Genomic DNA, 23,920 nt, shown 5'->3' on the forward strand with positions numbered 1-23,920 from the left:
GTGAATGATTGACAGCGGTAATTCGTGCGTCGGTCCGGTCTCTGGCACGCGTTTGGGGTGTGGCCGGGGGCGGGCCACGGCAAGGCAGATATCGAACATATGTTCTATCATCGGTGTGTGGGATGGAACAACGGGCCTCCGACCTGGTCGGAGATGGAGCGAGTGCTGTCGGGGCGTGCGCCTGCGCGCGGCGACCGGCTCGGTGAGACGTTTCCGCCCACGTTCAACGGCGCGGGGCCGCCGGGGGACGGCGGCGATTCGCCGGCATGGTCGCGTAAGCGGGGCCCGTACCAGGCCACCGACATCGAGTTCGGCGCATCGACGGTGCCGTACGCCGAGTTGCACGCGCACAGTGCCTACAGCTTCCTCGACGGCGCGTCGATGCCCGAGGCCATGGTCGAGGAGGCGCAGCGGCTGGGGCTGCGCGGGCTCGCGCTGACCGATCACGACGGCTTCTACGGTGTCGTCCGATTCGCCGAAGCGGCCCGCGAGTTCGGCATGCCGACGGTGTTCGGCGCCGAACTCTCGCTGCAGCGAGACAGTGCCCGCGCCGGTGCGGTGGACCCGCCGGGGGAGCACCTGTTGGTCCTCGCACGCCGCGCCGAGGGCTACCGCCGGCTCTCCCGCGTCATCGCCGACGCGCATATGAGCGGTGGCGAGAAGGGGTTGTTGCGCTACGACGCCGACGCGATCACCGAGTACGCCGCCGACGGCGACTGGCTGGTTCTGACCGGGTGCCGCAAGGGTGCGGTGCGCCGGGCGCTCGACCGCGGCGGCCGGCGGGCCGCCGACACCGCGCTCGGGACGGTGATCGACCGTTTCGGGGCCGGGAACGTCGCCGTCGAGCTGAGCCCCGGTGCCGGGTCGGACGACGACGAACGCAATGCGATCCTGGCGTCACTGGCCGCATCCCATCGGGTGCCGACAGTCGCGACCACCGGCGCGCACTTCGCCGCGCCGGAGAACGGCCGACTCGCGACGGCGATGGCGGCGGTGCGCGCCCGGACCGATATCGCGACCATCGACGGCTGGATGCCCGGGGTGGGCGGGGCGCACCTGCGCAGCGGAGACGAGATGCTCCGGCTGATGCCCGCCCACCGTGAAGCCATCGACAACGCCGTCGCCTTCGCGGAGGAATGCGCCTTCTCGCTCGGGCTGATCGCCCCGAACCTGCCGCCCTTCGACGTCCCCGACGGCCACACCGAAGCCAGTTGGCTCCGCGCACTCACCGAACGGGGAGCCCGCGAGCGTTACGGCACCAGGGAGCAGCGTCCCGACGCGTACCGGCAGATCGACCACGAGCTGGCGATCATCGAGACGCTGACCTTCCCCGGCTACTTCCTCGTGGTGCACGACATCGTCTCGTTCTGCAAGGACAACGACATCCTGTGTCAGGGCCGGGGCAGCGCGGCGAACTCGGCGGTCTGCTACGCGCTCGGGATCACCAACGTCGACCCGGTCGCCAATCATCTGCTGTTCGAGCGATTCCTCTCACCCGAGCGGGACGGTCCGCCGGACATCGACGTCGACATCGAGTCCGACCGCCGTGAGGAGGCGATCCAGCACGTCTACGCCAAGCACGGGCGCAGTCACAGCGCACAGGTCGCCAATGTCATCACCTACCGCGGGCGGTCGGCCGTGCGCGATATGGCCCGGGCGCTCGGGTACGCCCCCGGACAGCAGGACGCCTGGAGCAAGATCCCCGACTCCGCGCCCGACGACGTCCGCGAGCTCGCCGCGCAGATCTCCTCGCTGCCGAGACATCTGGGGATTCACTCGGGCGGAATGGTGATCTGCGACAGGCCGATCGCCGACGTCTGCCCCACCGAATGGGCCCGGATGGAGAATCGCAGCATCCTGCAGTGGGACAAGGACGACTGCGCGGCGGTCGGCTTGGTGAAGTTCGATCTGCTGGGCCTGGGCATGCTGTCGGCACTGCACTACATGATCGATCTCGTCGCCGAGCACAAGGGCGTGCGGGTGGATCTGGCACGGCTCGACCTGACCGAGGAGGCCGTCTACGACATGCTGTGCCGCGCCGATTCGGTCGGCGTCTTCCAGGTGGAGTCACGGGCGCAGATGGCGACCCTGCCGCGGCTGAAGCCGCGGAACTTCTACGACCTCGTCGTCGAGGTGGCGTTGATCCGGCCGGGGCCGATCCAGGGCGGTTCGGTGCATCCGTACATCCGCCGGCGCAACGGGCTGGAGGAGCCGCACTGCGATCATCCGTCGATGGAGGACGCACTCGGGCGCACCCTCGGCATTCCACTGTTCCAGGAGCAGCTGATGCAGGTGGCGCGCGATGTCGCGGGTTTCGGCGCCGCGGAGGCCGACCAGTTGCGTCGTGCGATGGGATCCAAACGGTCGCCGGAGAAGATGCAGCGGCTCCGCACACGGTTCTACGACGGGATGCGCGAGAGGCACGGCATCACCGGCGACCTCGCCGACCGCATCTACGAGAAGATGGCCGCGTTCGCGAATTTCGGTTTCCCGGAGAGTCATTCGCAGAGTTTCGCGTCGCTGGTCTTCTACTCCGCGTGGTTCAAACTCCATCATCCGGCGGCCTTCTGCGCGGCGCTGCTGCGCGCCCAGCCGATGGGCTTCTACTCGCCGCAGTCGCTGGTCGCCGATGCCCGGCGGCACGGCGTCCAGGTGCACCGACCGGATGTGAACTCCTCGCTCTCCCACGCGAGTCTGGAGAACGACGGGCTCGACGTGCGGATCGGCCTGAGTGCGGTGCGCGGACTGTCCGACGACCTCGCGACGAGGATCGTCGAGGAGCGGACCTGCGGCGGTCCGTTCGTCTCGGTGGCGGATCTGTCCCGGCGTGTGAATGCGACGACGGCGCAGCTGGAGGCGCTCGCGACCGCGGGCGCGTTCGAGAGCCTCGGTCTGGATCGCAGACAGGCGCTGTGGGAGGCCGGTGCCGCCTCGGGACTGCGCGACGACCAGCTCGACGTGCCGTCACCGCGGGCGACCCCGACGCTGCCCGGCATGTCGGAGGTGGAACTCACGGCCGTCGACGCGCTCTCCACCGGCATCTCACCCAAGTCCTATCCCACCGAATACCTGCGGCCCCGGCTCGATGCGATGGGTGTGGTCCCGGCCGCCCGGCTGCTGTCGGTGGCCGATGGCAGCCGGGTGCTGGTCGGGGGAGCGGTGACGCATCGGCAGCGGCCGGCCACCGCTTCGGGTGTCACGTTCGTGAACCTCGAAGACGAGACCGGCATGGTGAACGTGGTGTGTTCGGTGGGGTTGTGGGCACGCTATCGGTCACTGGCGCAGACGGCGTCGGCGTTGCTGATCCGGGGCCGGGTGCAGAACGCGGAGGGAGCGGTGACCGTCGTCGCCGATCGGCTGCAGCGACTGGATCTGAAAGTGGGAACGCGGTCTCGGGACTGGTGCTGACGAGTCGCCGCACCACCGGCCGAATCGGGATATCGTCGCGGTGACGACGGAGGCGCACAGAGAGCGGGGAGACGCATGGAGGTCGTGATCGTCGATCGTCCGGAGCTGGTGATGGCCGACATCATCGCCGAGGCGATCGAAGGCGGTGCATCGACGCTCGGCCTCGCGACCGGATCGTCGCCGCTGGCCACCTACACCGAGCTGATCCGCAGGCATCGCGAGAACGGGCTGTCGTTCGCGGGCGTCGACGCGGTACTGCTCGACGAGTACGTCGGGCTTCCGCCCACGCACCCGGAGTCGTACGCCCGGTTCATCCGCGACAACTTCACCGATCACATCGACATCGGCACGGTGCACTCGCCGGACGGCATGGCTCCCGATTTCAAGGCCGCCGCCGAAGCCTACGACGCGCTCATCGGCCGCCTCGGCCCGGTGGACGTGCAGATCCTCGGCATCGGCAGCAATGGGCACATCGGATTCAACGAACCGTCGTCGTCACTGACCTCACGTACCCGGATCAAGACGCTGACCGAGAAGACCAGGCAGGACAACGCCCGATTCTTCGACTCGTTCGACGAAGTGCCGATGCACGTGATCACCCAGGGGCTCGGCACCATCTGCGATGCCGAGCGGCTCGCGCTGGTCGCCACCGGCGAGGGCAAGGCGGACGCGATCGCGGCGGCGGTGGAGGGACCGCTGTCGGCGTCGTGCCCGGCATCGATCCTCCAGTGGCATCGTCACGCGACGGTGGTGATCGATCCCGCGGCCGCGAGCAAGCTGGCCGACGCCGACTACTACAAGTACGTCTACGCCCACAAGCCTTAGGCGTCCGCAGTGGTTCGCGAACTCGCGGTGCGGCTCGGCTCCGGTCCCACGTAGCGGGCCACCGGACGGATGATCTTGCGCTCGGCGGCCTGTTCGAGGATGTTCGCGGTCCAGCCGACGATTCGCGCGACGCCGAAGGTCGGCGTGAACATCTCCGGCGGCAGACCGACCTCGCTCATCAGCACACCGGCGTAGAACTCGACGTTCGCGTACAGTCGCCGACCGGGCTTGAATTCGTTGATCGCGGTTTCGATCTCGGCCTCCACCGCGGCCGCCTGCCGGACCAGGGGAGAGTCGTAGCGCGTGGTGACCACCTCTTTCAGCAGTTCGGCGCGGGGGTCGTGCGTGCGGTAGACGGCATGACCGAAGCCCATGATGACCTCGCCGCCGGCCACCTTTCCCCGCACCCAGTCCCGGGTGTTCGACGGATCGCCGATCTCCTCGAGCGCCGCCAGCGCCCGTCCGGGCGCGCCGCCGTGCAGCGGGCCGAGAAACGCACCGAGCGCGCCCAGGATCGACGAGGTCATGTCCGACCCCGATGAGGCGACCACGCGCCCGGCGAACGTCGAGGCGTTGAAGCCGTGGTCGATGGTGGTCACGAGGTAGGTCTGCAGGGCGCTGACGGCGTCGTCGGCGGTGTTCCCGGTCGCCATCCGCAGGTAGTCGGCCGTGTGTTCGGCGGCGGGGTCGGCGTCGACGACGTCGAGTCCGCGCGCGAGCCGGTGCGCGGCGGCGATCACGGTGGGAGCGATGGCCGCGTAGCGCAGCGCGGCGTGGATGCGGTCGGCTTCGGGCAGGTCGAACAGCGGGCGTTCGGTGATCCCCGCCGTCGCCAGTGCCACGCGCAATGCCGCCAACGGCTCCACATCGGGGGTGACGACGCTGCGCAGCAGATCGACGGTGGTGCCGTCGAGGACGCGGAGTTCACCGATGCGGCGCGCGAACCGCTCCGACGCCGCCGCGTCGGGAAGCTCGCCGTAGATCATCAGATGCCAGACGTCCTCGAAGCGCGCCGTGCGCGCCAGCTCCGTCGCGTCGTACTGCCGGTAGTGGTAGAAGCCCTCCTCGCCGCGGACGTCGCCGATGGCCGTGTCGGTGACGATCACATTCTTCAGTCCGCGGGGAACGGTGATGGGCGTGCTCTGAGTCATGCGGCCGAGTCTGCGCCCATTGATCAACATCTGCAATGTTGATTGAATCAACCCGTGGACCAGTGGATCACCACGTCGGAGGCGGCGGCCCGGCTCGGAGTCAAGCGCGGGACGCTGTACTCGTACGTCAGTCGCGGCGTCCTGTCCTCGCGGCGGATGCCGGGCCAGTCGGAATCGCTGTTCGACCGCACGCAGATCGACTCCCTGGCCGCCGCCAAGCACGACGGACGCCGGGCGGGCGACCGACTGCTGCGGTTCCGCGCCGTCGCCAGCGGCGTATCCGCGATCCGCGACGACCGCCTGTACCTACGGGGCCGTGACCTCGCCGAACTGTGCGCGGAGACCGATTTCGCTGGGGCGGCGAAGTTGGTCCTCGGAGCCTCGTCGGCCGTGACACCGCCCGACGTCGACGGTTCCGTGGTCTCGGGCGTGCCCGTCGAGCGCCGCATCCCGTTGACGGTGGCGTTGATCGCCGCGGCCGACCCGCTGCGGGCCGATCTGTCGGACATCGGCGACCGCGTCGTGGGACTGCTTCCGCGTCTTGCCGCATCAGTGCCCGAGATCGACTTCACGCACCCGTGGATCGACCTGCTCGCGACGGTCCTGATCGACAACGGTCTCGCCGCGTCGACGACGGCGGCGCGGGTCGCGGCGTCGGCACGCGCCGGCGTGTTCGACGCGCTGCTCGCCGGATACGCGGCGCTGTCGGGTCCGCTGCACGGTGGGGCGCCGGCCACTGCCCGGGTGCTGCTCGACGCGGTGGTCGGCGGGACGGCAGTCGATCGCGCGCTGGCCGACGCGGTGGTCGGAGGCCGTGTGCCGGGGTTCGGGCACGTGATCTACACCGGGGTGGATCCGCGGGCGCGGATCGTGCTCGACCGTGTCCGGGCCGACCGGCCCGACTCGCAGGCCCTGGCTGCGGCCGAGTCGATCGCCCGCCGGGTGGGGCGGCCGATGAACATCGACTTCGCCGGTGCTGTCGTCACCCACGAACTGGGGCTCCCGGTGCGGTCGGGGGAGGTGCTGTTTCAGTACGGGCGGACGGTCGGGATGGCCGCGCACGCGGTCGAGGAGTACGGCGAGGCGCCGCTGCGGTGGCGAGGCAGCAGGACGGGGTGACGAGTGGGACGTGCCGGACGCGACCTCGTCACCGGCGTCACACCGCGCCGTCGAACCCGTGCTGACGCCACGCCTCGTACAGCGCGACGCTGGTGGCATTCGCCAGGTTCATCGAACGCCGCCCCTCCAGCATCGGGATGCGCAGCCGGTCGGTGATCCGCGGATCGGCGAGGACCTCGTCGGGCAGTCCCGTGGGTTCCGGTCCGAACAACAACACATCGCCGGTCTCGTAGGCGACGTCGGTGTAGAAGCGGGTGGCGTGGGCGGTGAAGGCGAACACCCGTCGCGGAGCGAGCCGTTCCCACGCGGTGTCCAGGTCCGGGTGGACGGTCACATTGGCCATCTCGTGGTAGTCGAGACCGGCACGGCGCACCTGGGCATCGGTCATGGTGAATCCGAGCGGCTCGATGAGGTGCAGTTCGCAGCCCGTGTTGGCCGCGATCCGAATCGCATTGCCGGTGTTCGGAGGGATGCAGGGCTGGTAGTAGACGATTCGGAACACACGAGGATCCTATGCTCCGGCACCTCGGAAGCCGGAGTCGAGGGACGGGCGCTTGACGCGTCTCGAATGAATGTGCGAGGATGTTGTATCCGCGATTCGCTGGCGTAGACCCTCTCACGGTCCGCCGGAAGCGATCCGCGAATCTCCCGAGGAACTCTGGGTCAAGGATCGGCGCATCGATGCAGCCGAACCACGAGAGCCTCATGAAGTCCGTGACTGGGCCGATATCGGAGCCCCAGACCCATGACATCTCCCGCGACGGCGTGAGCCGTTGCCATCTACCCGAATGCCAGGAGGCATCACATGAACAGCACTATCGACAACAACACCACCACCATCACCTCGATCGCGGGACGGGCCGGGCTCGATCCGAAGCAGACCGTCTGGTTTCAGATCGACGACGCCACCGGCTTCTACGTGACGGTCGAGGAGTTCCTCGCCGTCGCGCGGTCGCAGCAGATGGCCGCCGCCTGACCTCTGTTCGCGGCAGGTACCGGGCGGTTCAGCACAGGCTGGGCTCGCCGATCTTGACGACCGACAGAACGGCGTCGCCCTCACCGATCGGCGTCCCGGGGGGACGGAGTCTGAGCGACGACCACCCAGTTCCGGTCGCGGATCTGGTGTCGGCCCCTGCCGGTGGCGTCGTTGCTTCGCGAGTAGAAGACACCGGCCCGCTGGATCTCGTTCTGAGCCTCTTGGAGGTTCATGCACACGACGTTCGGCATGATCGCGTTCGCGGCCGAGCTGACTGGCGCCGCAGGGTGCTGAGTATTCATCTCGGTCGTCTCCGGCGCCGGGGACGTGTACGCAGCGGTGTACTCCTCGGCAGAAGCCGCCGTCTTCGATACAACAGTCTCCGGCGACGTCGCGCCTCCGGCGGAGACGTCGCCTGTGGAACAGCCGACGAGCAGGCCGGCTGCGACGACTGCCGCAACAACACCGGTCACAGAGCGAAACATGGGGCGCCTCTCATTCTGATGAATGGGACGATACCGACTCATATCGGCCGGCGGCGGGGAACCACCCCGCGTCCGCCGCCTCAGATTCGTCGCGACAGCACCACGCGCCCGCCTCGTGCGGGCGCGTACGCGACGCCTCGGGAGTGCCAGCGTTCGCCCTTCGCTGCGGTCGGCTGGACGGTGAACGTGCGCAGCAGTTCTCGGAGCACCACATCCATCTCCATGTGCGCGAACGCTGCTCCGATGCAGCGCCGGGTGCCGCCGCCGAAGGGCAGCCACGCCTGCCCGGGCTTCGCGTCGACGAAGCGCTGCGGGTCGAACCGTGCCGGGTCGGCGAACTGCCGGCTGTCGTCGTGCAGCAGTGAGATGGCCACCACCGCGTTGTATCCCTTGGGGATTCGGTAGTCGCCGAGTTCGAGACCGTCCTCGGCGATGACGTGTCTGCCGAACAGGTCGATCACCGGCCGGCTCCGCTGGACCTCGTGGATCGTCGCGATCCGGAGTGCGTTCTCCTCCGACCGCGCCTCGGCCGCGAGGTCGGCGAGAATCCGCGGGTGCCGGCTCAGACGCTCCATCGCCCACGCGAGCGTGGTCGCGGTGGTCTCATGACCGGCGGCGAGCAGGGTCAGCAGTTCGTCGCGGATCTCCGCGTCGGACATGACTGTGCCGTCGTCGTAGCTGCTCTGCACCATCAGCGCGAGGATGTCGTTGCGCTCGGCGAGGTGGGCGTCAGCGCGGGCCTGAGTGATCAACGGCGAGATGACTGCGTCGTACTCGGCGCGCTCGGCGTCGAATCGGTTGCGCGGGTTGGCCTTTCCTCCCAACCGCGGCAGTTCGGGAAGTGTGGCGAGCCGCGACCCGTTCGTCACCAACCGAGGCATGAGGTCGGCAAGCGCGTCGAGTCCGCTGCCCTGCGCCCCGAACACCGCGCGGAGGATGACGTTCAGCGTGATCCGCATCATCGGCTCCAGCGTCGCGAACGGACGTCCGACCGGCCAGCGCGACGCCTCCGAGGCGAACTCCTGCGCGACGATCGCCTCGTACTCCTTGATTCGCCGCCCGTGCAGCGGCGGAGTGAGCAGACGCCGCCGGCGCCGGTGCTCGTCGCCGTCGAGTGCGAACATCGAACCGCGGCCCAGAGTGCGCCCGAGGTTGGGCCGGACGTTGACGACGGTGTCCGACTTCGCCATGCACAGTTGCTTGGCCATCGCCGGATCGCTGATCAGCACGGTCTCGCCGAAGAACGGAAGGGACAGCGCGGCGGCGTCGCCGTAGCGGTGCGCGATCCAGCGCAGGGATCGGCGTCGGTCGACGAGGAATCCGGCACCCTGCACCGCGCGCGGCAGTCGAGGGCCGGGTGGAAGACGGTGCGGCCCGTCGGCGCGTGTGCGTTCCGGATCGGAGACTTGGAGATCCACGACATCGTCCTTTCTCGAGAGCGGGCACCGGCGGAACGCGTCCGCGTCACCGCCTGGTACCGGTCGGTACCAACGGTACGATGAAGTACCGAACTTGCCAAGGGGACCCGTGAGGTGGGAGATGCCGACGACCGCGCAGGAGAGCCCGACCGTCCGCGGGCGGCTGCTCGACGCGATGCGCCAGTGCCTGACCGATCGCGGCTACCAAGCGACCACCATCGCCGACATCGTGCGTGTGGCACGCACGTCGAAACGTTCCTTCTACGCCGAGTTCGCAGACAAGCAGGAGTGCTACGTAGAACTGCTGGGCGCCGTCAACGTAGAACTGCTGGCGGCAATCGAGACGGCCGTCGACCCGGCGTCCGCGTGGCCGGCGCAGGTGCGACAGGCGGTGCACGCATACATCACGGTGTGCGAATCGAATCCCGGCACCACGCGCAGCTGGATTCGGGAACTGCCGGCTCTCGGTGACGCGGCCCGTGCGGTGCAGCTCGCTTCGCTGGAGGCGTTCACGGCTCTGATGGCACGCCTGACCGGCACGGACCGGTTCCACGCCGCGGGCATCCCGCCGATGTCTCGCGAGACCGCGGTGATCGTCTGGGGAGGCATTCGGGAACTCGCGGCATCGACGATCGAACGCGGCCTTCCGCTGAGCTCGCTCGAGGAGCCGGCGGTGGCGGCGTGCGTCGCCCTGGTCGGCGGCACGGCCGCTGCGCGCGCCGTCGACTAGGGGGTACGCGCGATCGGCGGGGATAGTGGAACAATAGAGACCCGTGACGGCGATTCGACTGGACGGCAAACTCACCCGCGACGAGATCTTCACCGATCTGAGCGCCCGCGTGGCGCGGCTCAACGCAGCCGGGATCACTCCCGGACTGGGAACAGTGCTCGTCGGCGACGACCCGGGTTCGCACTCGTACGTGAAGGGCAAGCACTCCGACTGCGCCAAGGTCGGCATCGCGTCGATCCGCAAGGATCTCCCGGCCGACGCGACCACCGAGCAGCTGAACGCCGCGATCGACGAACTCAACGCGGACCCCGCGTGCACCGGCTACATCGTGCAGCTGCCGCTGCCCAAGCATCTCGATGAGAACGCGGCGCTCGAGCGCATCGCACCGGAGAAGGACGCCGACGGTCTGCATCCGATCAACCTCGGCCGCCTCGTGCTCGGTAAGGAGTCGACCCTGCCGTGCACGCCGCGCGGCGTGATCCACCTGCTGCGCCGCTACGACATCCCGCTCGACGGCGCGCGCGTCACCGTGGTCGGCCGCGGCGTCACCATCGGCCGACCGATCGGCCTGCTGCTGACCCGCCGGAGCGAGAACGCGACGGTCACGCTGTGCCACACCGGTACCCGCGACCTCGCGGCCGAGGTGAGCCGCGCCGACATCGTGGTCGCGGCAGCCGGCGTGCCGCACCTGATCACGGCCGACATGGTGAAGCCGGGTGCCGCCGTCATCGACGTCGGCGTCAGCCGCACCGAGGCGGGACTCACCGGCGACGTGCACCCCGACGTCTGGGAGGTCGCCGGCGCGGTGTCGCCCAACCCGGGCGGCGTCGGTCCGCTGACGCGCGCATTCCTGCTGGCGAACGTCGTCGAGCGCGCCGAAGCTCAGCTGGCGGACCTCGAGAGCAAGTGATGGCGGCCGAGGCGTCCGGGGGTGCTGCGCACGACGGGCCCGTCCCGGTCGACTCGGAACGGGTGGAATCGATGCGCCGTGCCCGCAAGCTGCACGGCTTCATCGCCAACGTGCCCTACTACACCGTTCTGGCGGTGATCGCCGTCGCGGCGCTGCTGGTGCTGATCGACCGTTGGCGACGCGGGGCATTCGTCTTCGGCTCGGCGATGCTCCTGGGCGCGGTGTTCCGTGCGTTCCTTCCGGCGAATCGCGTCGGCCTCCTGCAGGTGCGCAGCCGCGTCTTCGACATCTGCGCCATGGCGGCGCTCGGCGGCACCGTGCTGTGGCTCGCCACATCGATCGACTCGCTCGGAACCGCATAGCACCTCCGCCGGGTCGGCGCCGTGATGTGTCACGGTTGAGGCATGACCGAATCTGCCGACGCATGCGATCTGTATCGCCGCTGGATCGATGAATTGTGGAACGGGCCGACCGACCGCGAACGTCTCAAGGCGGTCGCCGAGGAACTGGTGAGCGAGGACTTCCTCGGACACTGGCCGAGCGCGGAGGTCGCCGGTCCCGGCAAGCTCGCCGCACTGGTCGACGCCACGAAAGCCACCTACCGGGACCTGGTCTTCGAGGTGGAGGTCGGGCCGTTCGCCGCCGACGGCTACGTGGCCGGGCGGTGGGCAGGTCAGGGTACGACGTCCGACGGCCAGATCTCGTATCTGACGGGCAACGACATCCTGAGCGTCCGTGACGGACGGTTCACCGAGTACTGGGTGGCCTCGACGGAACTGTGAGAGTGAGCGCTGCGGGGTGCGGCTCAGTCCGCCGACCGCCGCAGGCGCGCGACGTCCATCGTCTTCGCGAGGAGTTCCCGGATCGGCTCGAACTCGGTGAGGAATCCGTCGTGGCCGGCGTCGGAGCGGATCACGTGCAGCCCGCCGACGCAGTCGCCGAGCTCGCGGGCGATCTCCTCGAGCTGGTACAGCGGATACAGCCGGTCGGAGTCGATCGCGCCGACGACGGTCGGCACGCTGCATCCGGCCAGGGCCGCCGCGACGCCGCCGCGGTCGCGGCCGACGTCGTGGTTGTTGAGGACATCCGAGAGCACCACGTAGGCGCCCGGATCGAAGCGCCGCTTGAGCTTCTCGGCCTGGTGCTCCAGATAGCTGGCGATGGAGTAGCGGCCGTCGACCAGCGGGTTCTCCTCCCCCTGGGGGCGGTTCTCGAAACGCTGGTCGAGTTCGCGGTCGCTCCGGTAGCTCAGATGCGCGATTCGGCGCGCGATACCCATTCCGGTGCTGGGGGAGCGGCCGGTCCCGTAGTAGTCGCCGCCCTGCCACGCGGGATCGGACTTGATCGCCTCGATCTGGGTGGTCTGCGTGCCGATCTGATCGGCGCTGGCCCGCGCGCCCACCGCCAGCACCAGCGCGGCGCCGACCGCGTCGGGGTGGGTGACGGCCCATTCGAGGGCACGGGCACCGCCCATCGAGCCGCCCGCGACGGCGGCCAGACGGCTGATGCCGAGTGCCTCCAGCGCGAGCGACTCCGACCGGACGAGGTCGCGAACGGTGAGCCGCGGGAAGCGTGACCCCCACGGCCTGCCGTCGGGAGCGAGGGAGCCGGGACCGGTGGAGCCGAAGCAGCCGCCGATCGCGTTCGGCGCCAACACGCACCATTCGTCGGTGTCGACCGCGCAGCCCGGCCCGATCAGTCCGTCCCACCATCCGGTCATCGAGAACTGATCGTCGGCCGGGCCGGCGACGTGCGAGTTACCGGTGAGCGCGTGCAGCGCCAACACGATGTTGTCCCGGGCCGCCGTCGGCGTGCCCCACTTCTGGAAGGCGACGGTGACGTCGGCCAGCGTGGCCCCCGAATCGAGAGTCAGATCGCCGATCGAGACGCTGACCTGAGCTCCGTCCGGACGGGTGGCCCAGTCGGGGTCGCTCACCGTCGTGGCCGGGTCGATACTGACCGACACCTGGCCTCCCTTCAGTAGACGAGACAACGGCAGTGGACGAGACAACGGCTACTTGACTCGCGCTGCCGCGGCGAACCCGGTGGTGAGGTCGGCGAGGATGTCGTCGATGCCCTCGATGCCCACGGCGAGCCGGACTAGACCGGGCGTCACACCGGCGGCCAGCTGCTCCTCCGGGGAGAGCTGGCTGTGCGTGGTGGACGCGGGGTGGATCACCAGCGAGCGGACGTCGCCGATGTTGGCGACATGGCTGTGCAGGGTCAGCGCGTTCACGAAGGCCTTGCCCGCCTCGACGCCGCCCTCGATCTCGAATCCGATGACCGCGCCGGCGCCCTTCGGCAGCAGCTTCTGCGCCCGTTCGTAGTACGGCGACGACTTGAGACCGGCGTACGAGACCGAGGTGACCTGGTCGTTGGCCTCCAAGAACTCGGCCACCTTCTGTGCATTGGAGACGTGGCGCTCCACGCGCAGGCTCAGCGTCTCGATGCCCTGAGCCAGCAGGAAGGCGTTGAACGGCGAGATGGCCGCGCCCGTGTCGCGCAGCAATTGCGTGCGCGCCTTGAGCGCGTAGGCCGGAGCCCCCAGGTCGGCGAAGACGACGCCGTTGTAACTCGGGTCCGGGGTTGTGAAGCCGGGGAACAGGTCTTCACCGTCGCGCTGGACGCGCCAGTCGAAGGTGCCGCCGTCGATGATGACGCCGCCGATCGCGGTGCCGTGACCGCCGATGTACTTGGTGGCCGAGTGCACGACGATGTCGGCCCCGTGCTCGATGGGATTCAGCAGATACGGCGTCGCGACCGTGTTGTCGACGATCAGCGGGAGGCTGTGCGAGTGTGCGACGTCCGCCACTCCGGCGATGTCGAGGACCTGATTGTGCGGGTTCGCGATGGTCTCACCGAACAGTGCGCGGGTGTTGGGCCGGATCGCCGACTTCCACGACTCGAGATCGTCGGGATCGTCGACGAACGAGACCTCGATGCCGAACTTCGGCAGCGTGTAGTGGAAGAGATTGTATGTGCCGCCGTAGATGCGGGGGCTGGAGACGACGTGCCCGCCGGCCTCGACGATGTTCTGAATCGCGTAGGTGGTGGCGGCCTGGCCGGAGGCCACCAAGAGGGCCGCGACGCCGCCGCCGAGAGCCGCGAGGCGCTGCTCGACGGTGTCCTGCGTCGGATTCATGATCCGGGTGTAGATGTTGCCCGGCTCGGCGAGCGCGAACAGGTTCGCCGCGTGGTCGGTGTTGTCGAACACGTACGACGTGGTCTGGTAGATCGGCAGTGCGCGTGTCTTGGCGGTCGCGTCGACTACCTGCCCGGCGTGCACCTGGGTGGTCTCGAAGCTCCAATTCGCGGCGTCAGACATGAGACGTCATTCTCTTTCTTCGGTCGGCGGCCCGGGGTGGGCCTCGTATGTTGGGTCCGACCCTCGGACCCGCGCTTGCTGCGGCGACTTCCGTCGCAGCCAGGTCATCACCCGGAGCACCCCACCGCGGATGGAGGGTTGCCGGTCAGCAAGCCGGGGCTGTGCGCTGACACTCATGACCTGTTGCTGAGGATATATCAACTCGATGCGGCTGTTGAAACGGCTTCACCGCCCCTGGTCGTAAATCTGTCGACCCGGTGGGCGATGTGGTAGGACCGCGCAAAAGCGACGACCGGTGCGAGCGGTCGGTCTCGGCGCGTCGGCGCGGTGTTCAAGGAGAACTGCTGCCGCACAGGGCATTCGGCGCGGATCTGCGGAGGCGCGGCGGTGCTTGCACGATCGCTCGGTCGCTGAGCTGCTCATGGGATATGCTGGTTAAAACAGTACGCGCGTTCTGTTTGGAGCCCGCCGCGCCGAACGACCGTCCGTATTACGTTTGAGGACGAGTGGCCGGCGGTCTACTGCTGAGGAGGGCACAGAGCCATATGGGCAAGATCAAGGTCGAGGGCACCGTCGTCGAACTCGACGGCGACGAGATGACGCGAATCATCTGGCAGTTCATCAAAGAGAAGCTGATCCACCCCTACCTCGACATCGATCTGGATTACTACGACCTCGGGATCGAGAACCGCGACGCGACCGACGATCAGGTCACGGTGGACGCCGCGCACGCGATTCAGAAGCACGGTGTCGGCGTCAAGTGCGCCACCATCACCCCCGACGAGGCCCGCGTCGAGGAATTCGGTCTCAAGAAGATGTGGCGATCGCCTAACGGCACCATTCGGAACATCCTCGGCGGCACCATCTTCCGGGCTCCGATCCTGATCTCGAACGTGCCTCGGCTGGTACCCGGCTGGACCAAGCCGGTGGTCGTCGGGCGTCACGCCTTCGGCGACCAGTACCGCGCCACCGACTTCAAGGTGCCCTCGGCGGGCACGGTCACCATCACCTACACGCCCGACGACGGAAGCGAGCCGATCGAGCACGAGATCGTCCGAATCCCCGAGTCGGGTGGCGTCGTGATGGGCATGTACAACTTCAACAAGTCGATCGAGGACTTCGCGCGGGCGTCGTTCAACTACGGACTGCAGCGCAACTATCCGGTGTACCTGTCCACCAAGAACACCATCCTCAAGGCCTACGACGGCGCGTTCAAGGACATCTTCGCCGACGTCTTCGAGCGTGAGTTCAAGGCCGAGTTCGATGCCGCGGGGCTGCACTACGAGCACCGGCTGATCGACGACATGGTCGCCTCGTCGCTCAAGTGGGAGGGCGGCTACGTCTGGGCGTGCAAGAACTACGACGGCGACGTCCAGTCGGACACCGTGGCCCAGGGCTACGGCTCGCTCGGACTGATGACCTCGGTTCTGATGACACCCGACGGCCAGACCTGCGAGGCCGAGGCCGCGCACGGTACCGTGACCCGGCACTACCGGCAGCACCAGCAGGGCAAGCCGACGTCGACCAATCCGATCGCGTCGATCTTCGCCTGGACGCGTGGTCTGGACCACCGCGGCAAGCTCGACAACACTCCCGAGGTGCGCGAGTTCGCGGAGAAGCTCGAGGACGTCGTCATCAAGACCGTCGAGTCGGGGAAGATGACCAAGGACCTGGCACTGCTGGTCGGCGGCGACCAGGCGTACCTCACCACCGAGGAGTTCCTGGGCGCTCTCGACGACAATCTGCAGGCCGCGCTGCGGTAGTCCTCTCCTCCGGGTGTCGGAGGTCACCGCGGTCTGTGGAATGGCGCTCGGTGTGCGGGTGTTGCGCATCGGGTGGACACCGAGACTCAGGACGTGGCGGCATCGTGCGACGGCGAGCATCCGGCTGGGCGGGTAGGCTGGGTGGTCGGAGCACTCGCGCTCGGCGGGTTCGGCATCGGAACCACCGAGTTCGTCGCGATGGGGCTGCTGCCGAACATCGCGTCGAGCCTCGGCGTCAGTGAGCCGACCGCCGGGCACCTGATCTCCGCCTATGCGCTGGGCGTGGTGGTGGGCGCTCCGCTGATCGCGGTGCTCGCGGCCCGGGTGTCGCGACGGACGCTGTTGATCGCACTCATGGTGGCGTTCACTCTCGGCAATGCGCTGAGTCTGGTGGCGCAGAACTATCCGACGCTGATGGCCGCACGCTTCGTCGCCGGGCTGCCGCACGGGGCGTATTTCGGCGTGGCCTCGTTGGTCGCCGCCCACCTCGCCGGCCCCGGCCGCCGTGCGCAGGCGGTGGGGCAGGTGATGATGGGACTGTCGGTGGCCAACGTCCTCGGGGTGCCGGCGGCCACCTGGCTGGGCCAGGCGCTCGGGTGGCGCGCCGCCCTCGCCCTCGTCGTGGTGATCGGTGCTGTGACGGTGCTCGCGCTGTGGCGCGTGGTGCCCGATCTGCGGTCGATGCGCACCACCGATCCCGCCACTGAACTCGGCGGACTCCGCCACGGGCAGATCTGGCTGACGCTGCTGGTCGGCGTGGTGGGATTCGGCGGCTTCTTCGCCTTCTACACGTATCTGAACACCGCGCTCACCTCGCTGGGCGGACTGTCGGAGGCCGCGGTGCCGATCGCGCTGATGCTGTTCGGCGCGGGAATGGTGAGCGGCAATTACCTCGGCGGCCGTCTCGCCGACCGCCTGGGCGACAAGGCCATCGCCATCGGCATGGCGAGCGCAGCGTCGGCGCTGGTGCTGTTCGCGCTCCTGGTGTCCACCGGGTGGCCGGCCGTGATCATGACCTTCTTCGTCGGCTGTTCCGGATCGGCCGCCATCCCCGGGCTGCAGACGCGACTGATGGACGTCGCGCACGATGCGCAGACGATCGCGGCCGCGCTCAACCATTCGGCGCTGAACGTCGCCAACGCTCTCGGCGCATGGGTCGGCGGGCTGGTGATCGCCCACGGTCTCGGTTACCGGGCACCGTCACTGGTCGGTGCGGTCCTCGCGGTGGGCGGCGTGCTGGTGCTCGCGGCGGCGGTGGCGGCTGCGCGGCGGTCCGGCGAGGAGATGCCGCAGCGGGAGGTCGCGGTTCCGGTCGGAGACGAGCCCGTGGGCGATGTCCGAAGCGGTCGCTAGGGTGGTCCCGTGACCACACCGTTCTCCATCACCACGATCAACGTCAACGGGATCCGTGCCGCTGTGAAGCAGCGCTCGGACGACAATCCGGGCATGCTCCCGTGGCTCGAGGACGCCGCACCCGACGTGGTGCTGATGCAAGAGGTGAGGGCAGGCGACGCGATCGCTCGCAAGGCGCTGCAGCCCGCGCTGGATGCCGGGTGGCACTTCGTGCACACGGAATCGTCGGTCAAGGGCCGCGCCGGCGTCGGGATCCTGTCTCGCCGCGCACCCTCGCAGGTGCGGGTCGGTTTCGGCAGCGACGAGTTCGACACGGCGGGACGGTACATCGAGGCGGATTTCGACTTCGGCGGTGAGACGGTGACCGCGGCGAGCCTGTATCTGCCGACGGGGGCGGCGCCGACCGAGCAGGAGAAAGACATCGAGAAGTACGAGGAGAAGCGGCGCTTCCTCGAAGTGTTCCGGCCCTACCTCGACAAACTGCTCGGCACCGGGGGACTGGCGGTGGTGGCGGGTGACTGGAACATCGCGCCCGACGAGCGCGACATCAAGAACTGGAAGGGCAATCTCAAAAACGCGGGTTTCCTCCCGCACGAGCGGGCATGGGTCGCCGGACTGCTGGAGGCCGGCTGGGTGGACGTGGCGCGCGAGCATCACGGCGACGTCGCTGGGCCGTACGCGTGGTGGTCGTGGCGGGGCAAGGCGTTCGACAACGACGCCGGCTGGCGTATCGACTACCACCTCGCGACGCCGGCATTGGCTGCACGAGCGCAACGGACGCGGGTTGATCGAGCCGGCGCGTACAACCTTCGGTGGTCCGATCACGCCCCGGTGACCGCGGTATTCGGCTGAGCGGTCCGCGGCCTCCGGGGCGCATCCGTCAGCTGGCCGATTTGCTTCCGCTGCCGATGCCGCCGATCACGCCGCCGACCAGTCCGGCCACCACCTCGCTGATGATGTCCTGGGTGGACCCGGAACTGGACAGATCGCCGCTGACGCTGCCGATCGCCTCGCCGGGAGACATCGGGCGAGTCAGGAAGCACGCGGTGAGACCGGGGAAGTCGCCTTCGACCCCGACAGTTCCGGTGACGGCGATGCCGCCGCTGGTGACCGGGAAGCCGGGAAACTTCGACAGCGGCATGTCGTAGGTGAACGACGCCGTGACGGGATGGCTCGAGGTCACCGACCAGCCCGTGTTCGAGACCTTCCAGCCGGTACCGGACGCAGTCACCGGAACCGCCTCTTCTTTGAGGCCGGTGAGGAAGTGGTACGCCCTCACCTTCGCCGTCGGCTTCCCGAATCCGGCGGGCGGGGTGTCGGTGATCGAGTTGACGTACGGATTGCCGGCACCGGAGGTGCCGACGTCGATCGTGTAGGTCACCTTCGCGAGCGCACCGGCGGTCTGGGTCACCGACTTGGAGTAGTTATGCGTCGCTAGGGTGGCCTTCTTGGTGGTGCGGCTGGCCGACGAGCAGGTCGCGGCGTCGGCGCCACCTGCCGCGCCGACGGAGGCGGCGGTGAGGCCACCGCAGATCAGGGCGGCTGCGGTGACGAGAGAAGTCGTGCGGGACAAGGGGATTCGCTTCATGCGGGACCACCGTTCAGAGAGAATCATCAGTGACTGCGCCAAGGGCGCTTCGGTGCGATCCTGGCACGCACACAGCCGAGGAGCCGATTCGCGGCGCGGGCGATGGCACGAATCCGAGGTCGGACTTCATCCCTCTCATGTCGAGAAACCGACGACGGGCCCGCTCCCATGGAGCGGGCCCGTCGCCTATGTGTCGGTGTCGGTGGAGGTCAGTCGTCCTGTCCGCCGACGGCGCCGCCGATGATGGCCGGAATCATGTCGGTGAGCGAGCCGGTGCTCGAGAGCTGCCCCTCCGAGGAGCCCAGGCCCGCCGAGTCCAGGCTGCCAGTGATCGCCTCGCCGGCGTTGGGTGCGCGCACCGTGGTGCAGGCGGTCAGGTTCGGCATCTGCTTCGAACCGATCGACCAATCCGGCGTTCCTCGCACGGCGGCACCGCCGCTGGTGAGCTGCTTTCCGACTCGAACGCTGCTGGGGAGCTGGTAAGTGAAGCTCGCCGTGTATGCCTGACCAGCGAAGATCGCCCACCCGGTGTGGCTGATCCGCCAGCTGGCGTTGTCTTTGGTGACGTCGCCGGGTGCGACGGCCCGTTCCTGGATGAGTTTGTCGAACGCACCGCCGCCGCCGAGAATGCCGCCGAGCAGGGTGAACGCCTTGACCTTGACCGTCGGCTTCACATCACGTAGTTCCGCCGGCGGGGTGTCCCAGACGCCCTGCACGTACGGGTTACCTGCGCCGGTTGTGCTGACGGAGATCGAATAGGTAATCGATGCACCCTGGCCGACCTCGGCGGGTGCAGACTTCTGGAAGATGTACTTGATGCTGGGAATGATGGCGTCGCTGACAGTCTCGGTCGACTCCGACTGGCAGGTGGCGGCCGAGGCGCCGCCGACGGCACCGGTGACCGCCGGGGCAGCGGTGAGTCCGGCGCCCGCGACGGCGGCGGCAGCAGCGACGATCGCGCCGCGCTTGACGAGGGACAGCTTCATGGGGGCTCCGTTGTTCGGAAGGGATTGACCAGGAGGGAGAGGCCGGTGCGGTGACCGGTTGAAGCCTGAAGCTAACAGTGGTGGTGACCACGTGACGATCCAATGACCGGACATGTCACACATGGCGACACGATTTCGGTGTTTCGTCGGCCGATCGACCGGCGCGGAAGCCGGTCCGCGACCGTCGGAAACTCGATTGTCCGGGTCTGAAACAATTGAGGTCATGACATCGCCTGTATCGCGGCCCGCACCGCGCCGCCGCGTCCTGTCCGGAATCCAGCCGACCAGCGACTCGTTCCACCTCGGGAACTACCTCGGCGCGGTACGGCAGTGGGTGCAGTTGCAGGACGAGTTCGACGAGGCCTTCTACTTCATCCCGGACATGCATGCGATCACGGTTCCGCAGGACCCGAAGGTGCTGCGGGAGCGCACCCGACGCAGCGTCGCACAATTATTGGCGGTCGGCGTCGACCCGAAGCGCGCGACGATCTACGTGCAGTCGCACGTTCCGGAGATCGCGCAGCTGACCTGGGTGCTGTCGTGTCTCACCGGGTTCGGCGAGGCCAGCCGGATGACGCAGTTCAAAGACAAGTCGGCGAAGTCGGGAACCGATGCTGCCGGCGTAGGCCTGTTCACCTATCCGATCCTGATGGCGGCCGACATCCTCGCCTTCCAGGTCGACAGCGTTCCGGTGGGCGAGGACCAGCGGCAGCATCTGGAACTGACGCGCGACCTCGCCCAGCGCTTCAACAAGCGATACGGCAAGACGCTGACGGTGCCGAAGCCGTACATCGTCGAAGAGTTCGCCAAGATCTACGACCTCCAGAACCCGACGGCGAAGATGAGCAAATCGGCCGACTCCGACTCGGGTCTGATCTCTCTGCTCGATGAGCCGAAGCGGTCGGCCAAGAAGATCCGCTCGGCCGTCACCGACAATGACAGGGTCGTCGCCTTCGACCGCGAGAACAAACCGGGCGTCTCCAACCTCCTCACCATTCAAGCGGCGCTGACCGGGCGTGCGATGGACGAAATCGTCGCGTCGTACGAGGGCAAGGGATACGGTGAGCTGAAAGTCGATACCGCCGACATCCTCACGGAGTTCGTCACGCCGTTGCGCGGTCGCGTCGAAGAGATCCTGGCCGATCGGGCTCACCTGGACGGCATCCTCGCCGACGGAGCCGCACGCGCTCGGGAGATCGCGTCGGACACCGTCGCCGCCGTCTACGACAAGGTCGGATTCCTGCTGCCCGGCTGATCGCCGGGTAGGGTCCGAGCGACGGCGCCGCGGGGAGTGACGTGGCCGAGACGAAGGGGAGCATGGACCGCATCAAGGAGATCATCGCCCGGCTGAAGGCGCTGTACGACGCGTCGATCGACCGGTGGGGCCTGCTGCGCCACGTCGTCGCGACGCTCGACCGGTACAACGAGCGTCGCGGAAATGCCTACGCCGCGGCGATCAGCTTCATCGGCATCCTGGCTCTCGTCCCGATCCTGATGGTGTCGTTCGCCACCGCAGCCTTCGTGCTGGTCTGGAATCCCGCGCTGCTGACCGATATCACCGATGCGATCGTCGAACACGTGCCCGGCGAGCTCGGGGATCAGCTGAACTCGGTGATCGACTCCGCCATCGCCTCGCGCCGCACGGTCGGTGTGATCGGTCTGGTGACCGCGGCGCTGACCGGTATCGGCTGGATGACGTTGATGCGCAACGGTCTCACGGAGATGTGGGGCGGGCGCGTCAAGAACAATGCGATTCTCGGCAAACTGTACGACCTCGGAACGTTCGTGACGCTCGGACTGCTGTTCCTCGTCACCATCGGACTGAACATCGTGTCCACCGGGCCGCTGGGCTCGCAGATCACCGACTATCTGGGTCTGCCCGACAACTGGCTCATGACGTTCCTGCTGCGCGCGGCGTCGGTGATCGTCGGGGTGGCCGCCACGTGGGTGCTGTTCATCGTGGTTCTCGCGTGGATGCCGCGCTGCACGGTGTCGGCACGTGCGATCCTGTGGCCGGCCCTCGGCACGGCGGTCGTGTTCGAGATCCTGAAATCGGTGAGCAGCCTGTATCTGCAGAAGGTGTTGGGGAGCCCGGCGGGCACCGCGTTCGGCCCGATCATCGGTGTGATGGTCTTCGCCTATCTCGCTTCCCGGATCGTGCTCTACGCGGCCGCCTGGAGCGCAGCCGACCCGAACAACGAGCGGTTCTTGATCGTCGACGAACTCGAGCACCCGGAGGAGCCGGAAGCCGAACCCGTGGTCCTGGCGCCGGTGTATGAGGCGGAGCCGGAGAAGCAGGCGCGCCGTCTGATCGCCGCGGCCGGGATCGGCGCCGCGGCGGCGGGGCTGGCCGGCTGGCTCGGCCGTCACGACCGCTGAGTCAGCGCCGTGATCGCTTCCGCCACAGGACCGCCGCGGCGGTGAGACACACGGCGGCGAAGGCCACGAGCCCTGCCGTCCAGACCGAGGCGGGCGAGGGATCGTCGTGGCCCGGCTCGGCGGTCGTGGCGGCGGCCGGTGGCGGATCGGCGACGTCGAGTGTTCCGACGGAGGTGTCGGACGGGGCCGCGAACCCGTAGTCGAACATCCGCTCAGCCTGCTGCGAGTACATGTTGTCGGCTTCGTTGAGCCCGTACATCTGAGTCACGATCACCCTGCGGCCGTCGCGCTCGGCGGCGCCGACGAAGGTCTTCAGGGCGTCGTCGGTGTACCCGGTCTTGCCGCCGAGCATACCGGGCCATCCGTCGCGGAGCAGGGTGTTCGACGTGTGCATCGTCCATGCCGGATGGTCGACGTCGCCGGGAACGTCCGGCCGTTTCGGATAGCCGGGGAAGGTGAAGGTTCTCAGTGCGACGATCTGACGGAACACCGGATTCCGCATCGCCTCTCGGAAGATCACCGCCAGATCGAACGGCGAGGTCGACATCCCCGGTGCGTCCAGGCCCGACGGGCTGGCCGCACGGGTGTCGTCGGCGCCCAAGTGGGCGGCCTTCGCGTTCATCTTCGCCAGCGCCGCGTCATGCCCGCCGAGACGCCCGGCCAGCGCGGAGGCGCAGTCGTTGCCGGAGACGACCAGCAGGCCGGTGAGCAGGTCGCGCACCGTGTAGCGGCCGCCCGGGCCCATCCCGCAGGAGTCGCCCTCCATCGACCAGTCCGCGGGCGTCGGTTCCACAGACGAGTCGAGGTCGAGTTCGTCGAGGACGACGAGCGCGAGCAGGACCTTGATGGTCGACGCCGGGCGGTACCGGCCGTGCGGATCCTTCGCGGCGATCACTCGACCCGAGTCGAGGTCGGCGATCAGCCAGCCGGAGGAGTTGAGACGGTCGGGCAGCGGGCCCGCCGCGGGGTCGGCGACTACGCCGCATCCGCCGAGCGCGTCACCGCCGACTGGCCGCTGGGGCACCGGCAGCGGCGAGGGCGAGGGGACGCCGGGAGCGACCGCTTCGGATTCGTCGACCGCGGGCGGCGGATCGGTGAGATGCGGGCATGCGTCGGTGTTCGGGGTGGTCATCGGCACCGGAGGAGTGACCGCCACGGCCGGATCGGCCGACGAGGGCGGTGCGCACAGCGCCGCGACGACGCCGAACGCGGCGACCGTCGCCCCGGCGCGCTTCAAGACGGACATGCTCATGACGAGCGTCACCCTACAGGGCGGTCGTCGGGCGGTCCGCGCTCGGCGTCCGGGTGCGGGTGGTTTCGACTCGCTTCGCGCTTCGGCGTCCGGGTGCGGGTGGTTTCGACTCGCTCCGCTGTGATTGTTTGGGGTGGTTGGCCTGGGGCTGACTGGCAGGGTGGTTATGGGTTCGTCGTTGTGTTCGTGACTCATCGCTCCGCTGGCCTCGTTGTGGGTGCCTTCAGCAAGACGTGTCCGTTCATCGATGGC

The 23,920-nt window shown here is 68.3% G+C and carries 22 protein-coding genes and 1 riboswitch; of the genes, 13 read left to right on the forward strand and 9 right to left on the reverse strand.

Annotated elements, in window-relative coordinates:
- The first annotated feature begins 117 nt into the window (after positions 1–117).
- Positions 118–3,408, forward strand: coding sequence for an error-prone DNA polymerase (locus tag ABFX36_RS08915; RefSeq protein WP_346075990.1), 3,291 nt, complete (start codon positions 118–120; stop codon positions 3,406–3,408).
- 75 nt (positions 3,409–3,483) lie between these two features.
- Positions 3,484–4,233 carry a glucosamine-6-phosphate deaminase gene (gene nagB, locus ABFX36_RS08920; RefSeq protein WP_006897218.1) on the forward strand — a complete coding sequence of 250 codons (750 nt, stop codon included), beginning with the start codon at positions 3,484–3,486 and terminating at the stop codon, positions 4,231–4,233.
- Here nagB and ABFX36_RS08925 read toward each other — a convergent pair.
- Positions 4,230–5,384, reverse strand: coding sequence for a citrate/2-methylcitrate synthase (locus tag ABFX36_RS08925; RefSeq protein ID WP_346075992.1), 1,155 nt, complete (start codon positions 5,382–5,384; stop codon positions 4,230–4,232). The genes nagB and ABFX36_RS08925 overlap by 4 nt on opposite strands.
- A 54-nt stretch (positions 5,385–5,438) precedes the next feature.
- On the opposite strand from ABFX36_RS08925, the gene ABFX36_RS08930 reads away from it, so the two are divergent.
- Positions 5,439–6,503 carry a citrate synthase gene (locus ABFX36_RS08930; protein WP_278126694.1) on the forward strand — a complete coding sequence of 355 codons (1,065 nt, stop codon included), beginning with the start codon at positions 5,439–5,441 and terminating at the stop codon, positions 6,501–6,503.
- Positions 6,504–6,540: 37 nt separating this feature from the next.
- On the opposite strand, the gene ABFX36_RS08935 is transcribed toward ABFX36_RS08930, so the two are convergent.
- Positions 6,541–7,005: a tRNA (cytidine(34)-2'-O)-methyltransferase gene (locus tag ABFX36_RS08935; protein WP_006897221.1), complete on the reverse strand. Its 465-nt coding sequence runs from the start codon at positions 7,003–7,005 to the stop codon at positions 6,541–6,543.
- 303 nt (positions 7,006–7,308) lie between these two features.
- Here ABFX36_RS08935 and ABFX36_RS08940 point away from each other — a divergent pair, with 303 nt between their 5' ends.
- Positions 7,309–7,479, forward strand: a complete 171-nt coding sequence (locus ABFX36_RS08940; protein WP_278126696.1) for a hypothetical protein — start codon at positions 7,309–7,311, stop codon at positions 7,477–7,479.
- A gap of 80 nt (positions 7,480–7,559) precedes the next feature.
- Here the strand turns inward: ABFX36_RS08940 and ABFX36_RS08945 are convergent, their stop codons facing one another.
- A complete protein-coding gene (locus ABFX36_RS08945) occupies positions 7,560–7,952 on the reverse strand; it encodes a hypothetical protein (RefSeq protein WP_346075994.1) in 393 nt (130 codons plus the stop codon).
- Between the two features lie 92 nt (positions 7,953–8,044).
- Positions 8,045–9,382 (reverse strand): cytochrome P450, encoded by a 1,338-nt coding sequence (locus ABFX36_RS08950; RefSeq protein WP_346075996.1) that lies wholly within the window; start codon positions 9,380–9,382, stop codon positions 8,045–8,047.
- A gap of 121 nt (positions 9,383–9,503) precedes the next feature.
- On the opposite strand from ABFX36_RS08950, the gene ABFX36_RS08955 reads away from it, so the two are divergent.
- From ABFX36_RS08955 to ABFX36_RS08970, 4 genes are read left to right on the forward strand one after another with little or no spacing between them, the layout of a single operon-like run.
- Entirely contained in the window at positions 9,504–10,112 is a 609-nt protein-coding gene (locus tag ABFX36_RS08955) for a TetR/AcrR family transcriptional regulator (RefSeq protein WP_006897226.1), read from the forward strand.
- A 43-nt stretch (positions 10,113–10,155) separates the two neighbouring features.
- Positions 10,156–11,022, forward strand: a complete 867-nt coding sequence (locus tag ABFX36_RS08960; RefSeq protein ID WP_278126702.1) for a bifunctional methylenetetrahydrofolate dehydrogenase/methenyltetrahydrofolate cyclohydrolase — start codon at positions 10,156–10,158, stop codon at positions 11,020–11,022.
- Entirely contained in the window at positions 11,022–11,384 is a 363-nt protein-coding gene (locus ABFX36_RS08965; RefSeq protein WP_006897228.1) for a DUF3017 domain-containing protein, read from the forward strand. The genes ABFX36_RS08960 and ABFX36_RS08965 overlap by 1 nt, the downstream gene beginning before the upstream one ends.
- A 42-nt stretch (positions 11,385–11,426) precedes the next feature.
- Positions 11,427–11,804 carry a nuclear transport factor 2 family protein gene (locus ABFX36_RS08970; protein ID WP_346075999.1) on the forward strand — a complete coding sequence of 126 codons (378 nt, stop codon included), beginning with the start codon at positions 11,427–11,429 and terminating at the stop codon, positions 11,802–11,804.
- A gap of 23 nt (positions 11,805–11,827) precedes the next feature.
- On the opposite strand, the gene metX is transcribed toward ABFX36_RS08970, so the two are convergent.
- Together metX and ABFX36_RS08980 are read right to left on the reverse strand one after the other, a co-directional pair.
- Positions 11,828–12,988 carry a homoserine O-acetyltransferase MetX gene (gene metX, locus ABFX36_RS08975; RefSeq protein ID WP_062367083.1) on the reverse strand — a complete coding sequence of 387 codons (1,161 nt, stop codon included), beginning with the start codon at positions 12,986–12,988 and terminating at the stop codon, positions 11,828–11,830.
- A gap of 48 nt (positions 12,989–13,036) precedes the next feature.
- On the reverse strand, positions 13,037–14,347 hold the full coding sequence (locus ABFX36_RS08980; protein ID WP_278126708.1) for a bifunctional o-acetylhomoserine/o-acetylserine sulfhydrylase: 1,311 nt from the start codon (positions 14,345–14,347) through the stop codon (positions 13,037–13,039).
- A gap of 66 nt (positions 14,348–14,413) precedes the next feature.
- Positions 14,414–14,528: riboswitch (SAM riboswitch) on the reverse strand.
- A gap of 364 nt (positions 14,529–14,892) precedes the next feature.
- Between ABFX36_RS08980 and ABFX36_RS08985 the strand changes: the two genes are divergently transcribed.
- From ABFX36_RS08985 to ABFX36_RS08995, 3 genes are all read left to right on the forward strand, one after another.
- Positions 14,893–16,110: an NADP-dependent isocitrate dehydrogenase gene (locus tag ABFX36_RS08985; protein WP_006897232.1), complete on the forward strand. Its 1,218-nt coding sequence runs from the start codon at positions 14,893–14,895 to the stop codon at positions 16,108–16,110.
- 93 nt (positions 16,111–16,203) lie between these two features.
- On the forward strand, positions 16,204–17,463 hold the full coding sequence (locus ABFX36_RS08990) for an MFS transporter (protein ID WP_231875707.1): 1,260 nt from the start codon (positions 16,204–16,206) through the stop codon (positions 17,461–17,463).
- A 9-nt stretch (positions 17,464–17,472) separates the two neighbouring features.
- Positions 17,473–18,315, forward strand: a complete 843-nt coding sequence (locus ABFX36_RS08995) for an exodeoxyribonuclease III (protein WP_062367076.1) — start codon at positions 17,473–17,475, stop codon at positions 18,313–18,315.
- A 28-nt stretch (positions 18,316–18,343) separates the two neighbouring features.
- On the opposite strand, the gene ABFX36_RS09000 is transcribed toward ABFX36_RS08995, so the two are convergent.
- Together ABFX36_RS09000 and ABFX36_RS09005 are read right to left on the reverse strand one after the other, a co-directional pair.
- Complete coding sequence (locus ABFX36_RS09000) at positions 18,344–19,051, reverse strand: hypothetical protein (protein WP_006897235.1); 708 nt, start codon at positions 19,049–19,051, stop codon at positions 18,344–18,346.
- A 209-nt stretch (positions 19,052–19,260) separates the two neighbouring features.
- A complete protein-coding gene (locus tag ABFX36_RS09005; protein WP_222111012.1) occupies positions 19,261–20,037 on the reverse strand; it encodes a hypothetical protein in 777 nt (258 codons plus the stop codon).
- 223 nt (positions 20,038–20,260) lie between these two features.
- Here ABFX36_RS09005 and trpS point away from each other — a divergent pair, with 223 nt between their 5' ends.
- Both trpS and ABFX36_RS09015 read left to right on the forward strand, forming a co-directional pair.
- Positions 20,261–21,292, forward strand: coding sequence for a tryptophan--tRNA ligase (gene trpS, locus ABFX36_RS09010; protein ID WP_006897237.1), 1,032 nt, complete (start codon positions 20,261–20,263; stop codon positions 21,290–21,292).
- 62 nt (positions 21,293–21,354) lie between these two features.
- Positions 21,355–22,416 carry a YhjD/YihY/BrkB family envelope integrity protein gene (locus ABFX36_RS09015; protein WP_346076012.1) on the forward strand — a complete coding sequence of 354 codons (1,062 nt, stop codon included), beginning with the start codon at positions 21,355–21,357 and terminating at the stop codon, positions 22,414–22,416.
- A 1-nt stretch (position 22,417) separates the two neighbouring features.
- Here ABFX36_RS09015 and ABFX36_RS09020 read toward each other — a convergent pair whose 3' ends face one another.
- Positions 22,418–23,668, reverse strand: coding sequence for a D-alanyl-D-alanine carboxypeptidase family protein (locus tag ABFX36_RS09020; RefSeq protein WP_346076004.1), 1,251 nt, complete (start codon positions 23,666–23,668; stop codon positions 22,418–22,420).
- Positions 23,669–23,920: the final 252 nt, after the last annotated feature.

The organism is Gordonia cholesterolivorans, assembly GCF_039531975.1.
Lineage (GTDB): Bacteria > Actinomycetota > Actinomycetes > Mycobacteriales > Mycobacteriaceae > Gordonia > Gordonia sihwensis.

What these genes read in the sequence shown, in the direction of transcription:
- nagB (WP_006897218.1), top strand. Translation starts at nt 3,484, where the DNA reads ATGGAGGTCGTGATCGTCGATCGTCCGGAGCTGGTGATGGCCGACATC.
- ABFX36_RS08925 (WP_346075992.1), bottom strand. Translation starts at nt 5,384, where the DNA reads ATGACTCAGAGCACGCCCATCACCGTTCCCCGCGGACTGAAGAATGTG.
- ABFX36_RS08940 (WP_278126696.1), top strand. Translation starts at nt 7,309, where the DNA reads ATGAACAGCACTATCGACAACAACACCACCACCATCACCTCGATCGCG.
- ABFX36_RS08955 (WP_006897226.1), top strand. Translation starts at nt 9,504, where the DNA reads ATGCCGACGACCGCGCAGGAGAGCCCGACCGTCCGCGGGCGGCTGCTC.
- ABFX36_RS08965 (WP_006897228.1), top strand. Translation starts at nt 11,022, where the DNA reads ATGGCGGCCGAGGCGTCCGGGGGTGCTGCGCACGACGGGCCCGTCCCG.
- ABFX36_RS08970 (WP_346075999.1), top strand. Translation starts at nt 11,427, where the DNA reads ATGACCGAATCTGCCGACGCATGCGATCTGTATCGCCGCTGGATCGAT.
- ABFX36_RS08980 (WP_278126708.1), bottom strand. Translation starts at nt 14,347, where the DNA reads ATGTCTGACGCCGCGAATTGGAGCTTCGAGACCACCCAGGTGCACGCC.
- ABFX36_RS08985 (WP_006897232.1), top strand. Translation starts at nt 14,893, where the DNA reads ATGGGCAAGATCAAGGTCGAGGGCACCGTCGTCGAACTCGACGGCGAC.
- ABFX36_RS09000 (WP_006897235.1), bottom strand. Translation starts at nt 19,051, where the DNA reads ATGAAGCGAATCCCCTTGTCCCGCACGACTTCTCTCGTCACCGCAGCC.
- ABFX36_RS09005 (WP_222111012.1), bottom strand. Translation starts at nt 20,037, where the DNA reads ATGAAGCTGTCCCTCGTCAAGCGCGGCGCGATCGTCGCTGCTGCCGCC.
- trpS (WP_006897237.1), top strand. Translation starts at nt 20,261, where the DNA reads ATGACATCGCCTGTATCGCGGCCCGCACCGCGCCGCCGCGTCCTGTCC.
- ABFX36_RS09015 (WP_346076012.1), top strand. Translation starts at nt 21,355, where the DNA reads ATGGACCGCATCAAGGAGATCATCGCCCGGCTGAAGGCGCTGTACGAC.
- ABFX36_RS09020 (WP_346076004.1), bottom strand. Translation starts at nt 23,668, where the DNA reads ATGAGCATGTCCGTCTTGAAGCGCGCCGGGGCGACGGTCGCCGCGTTC.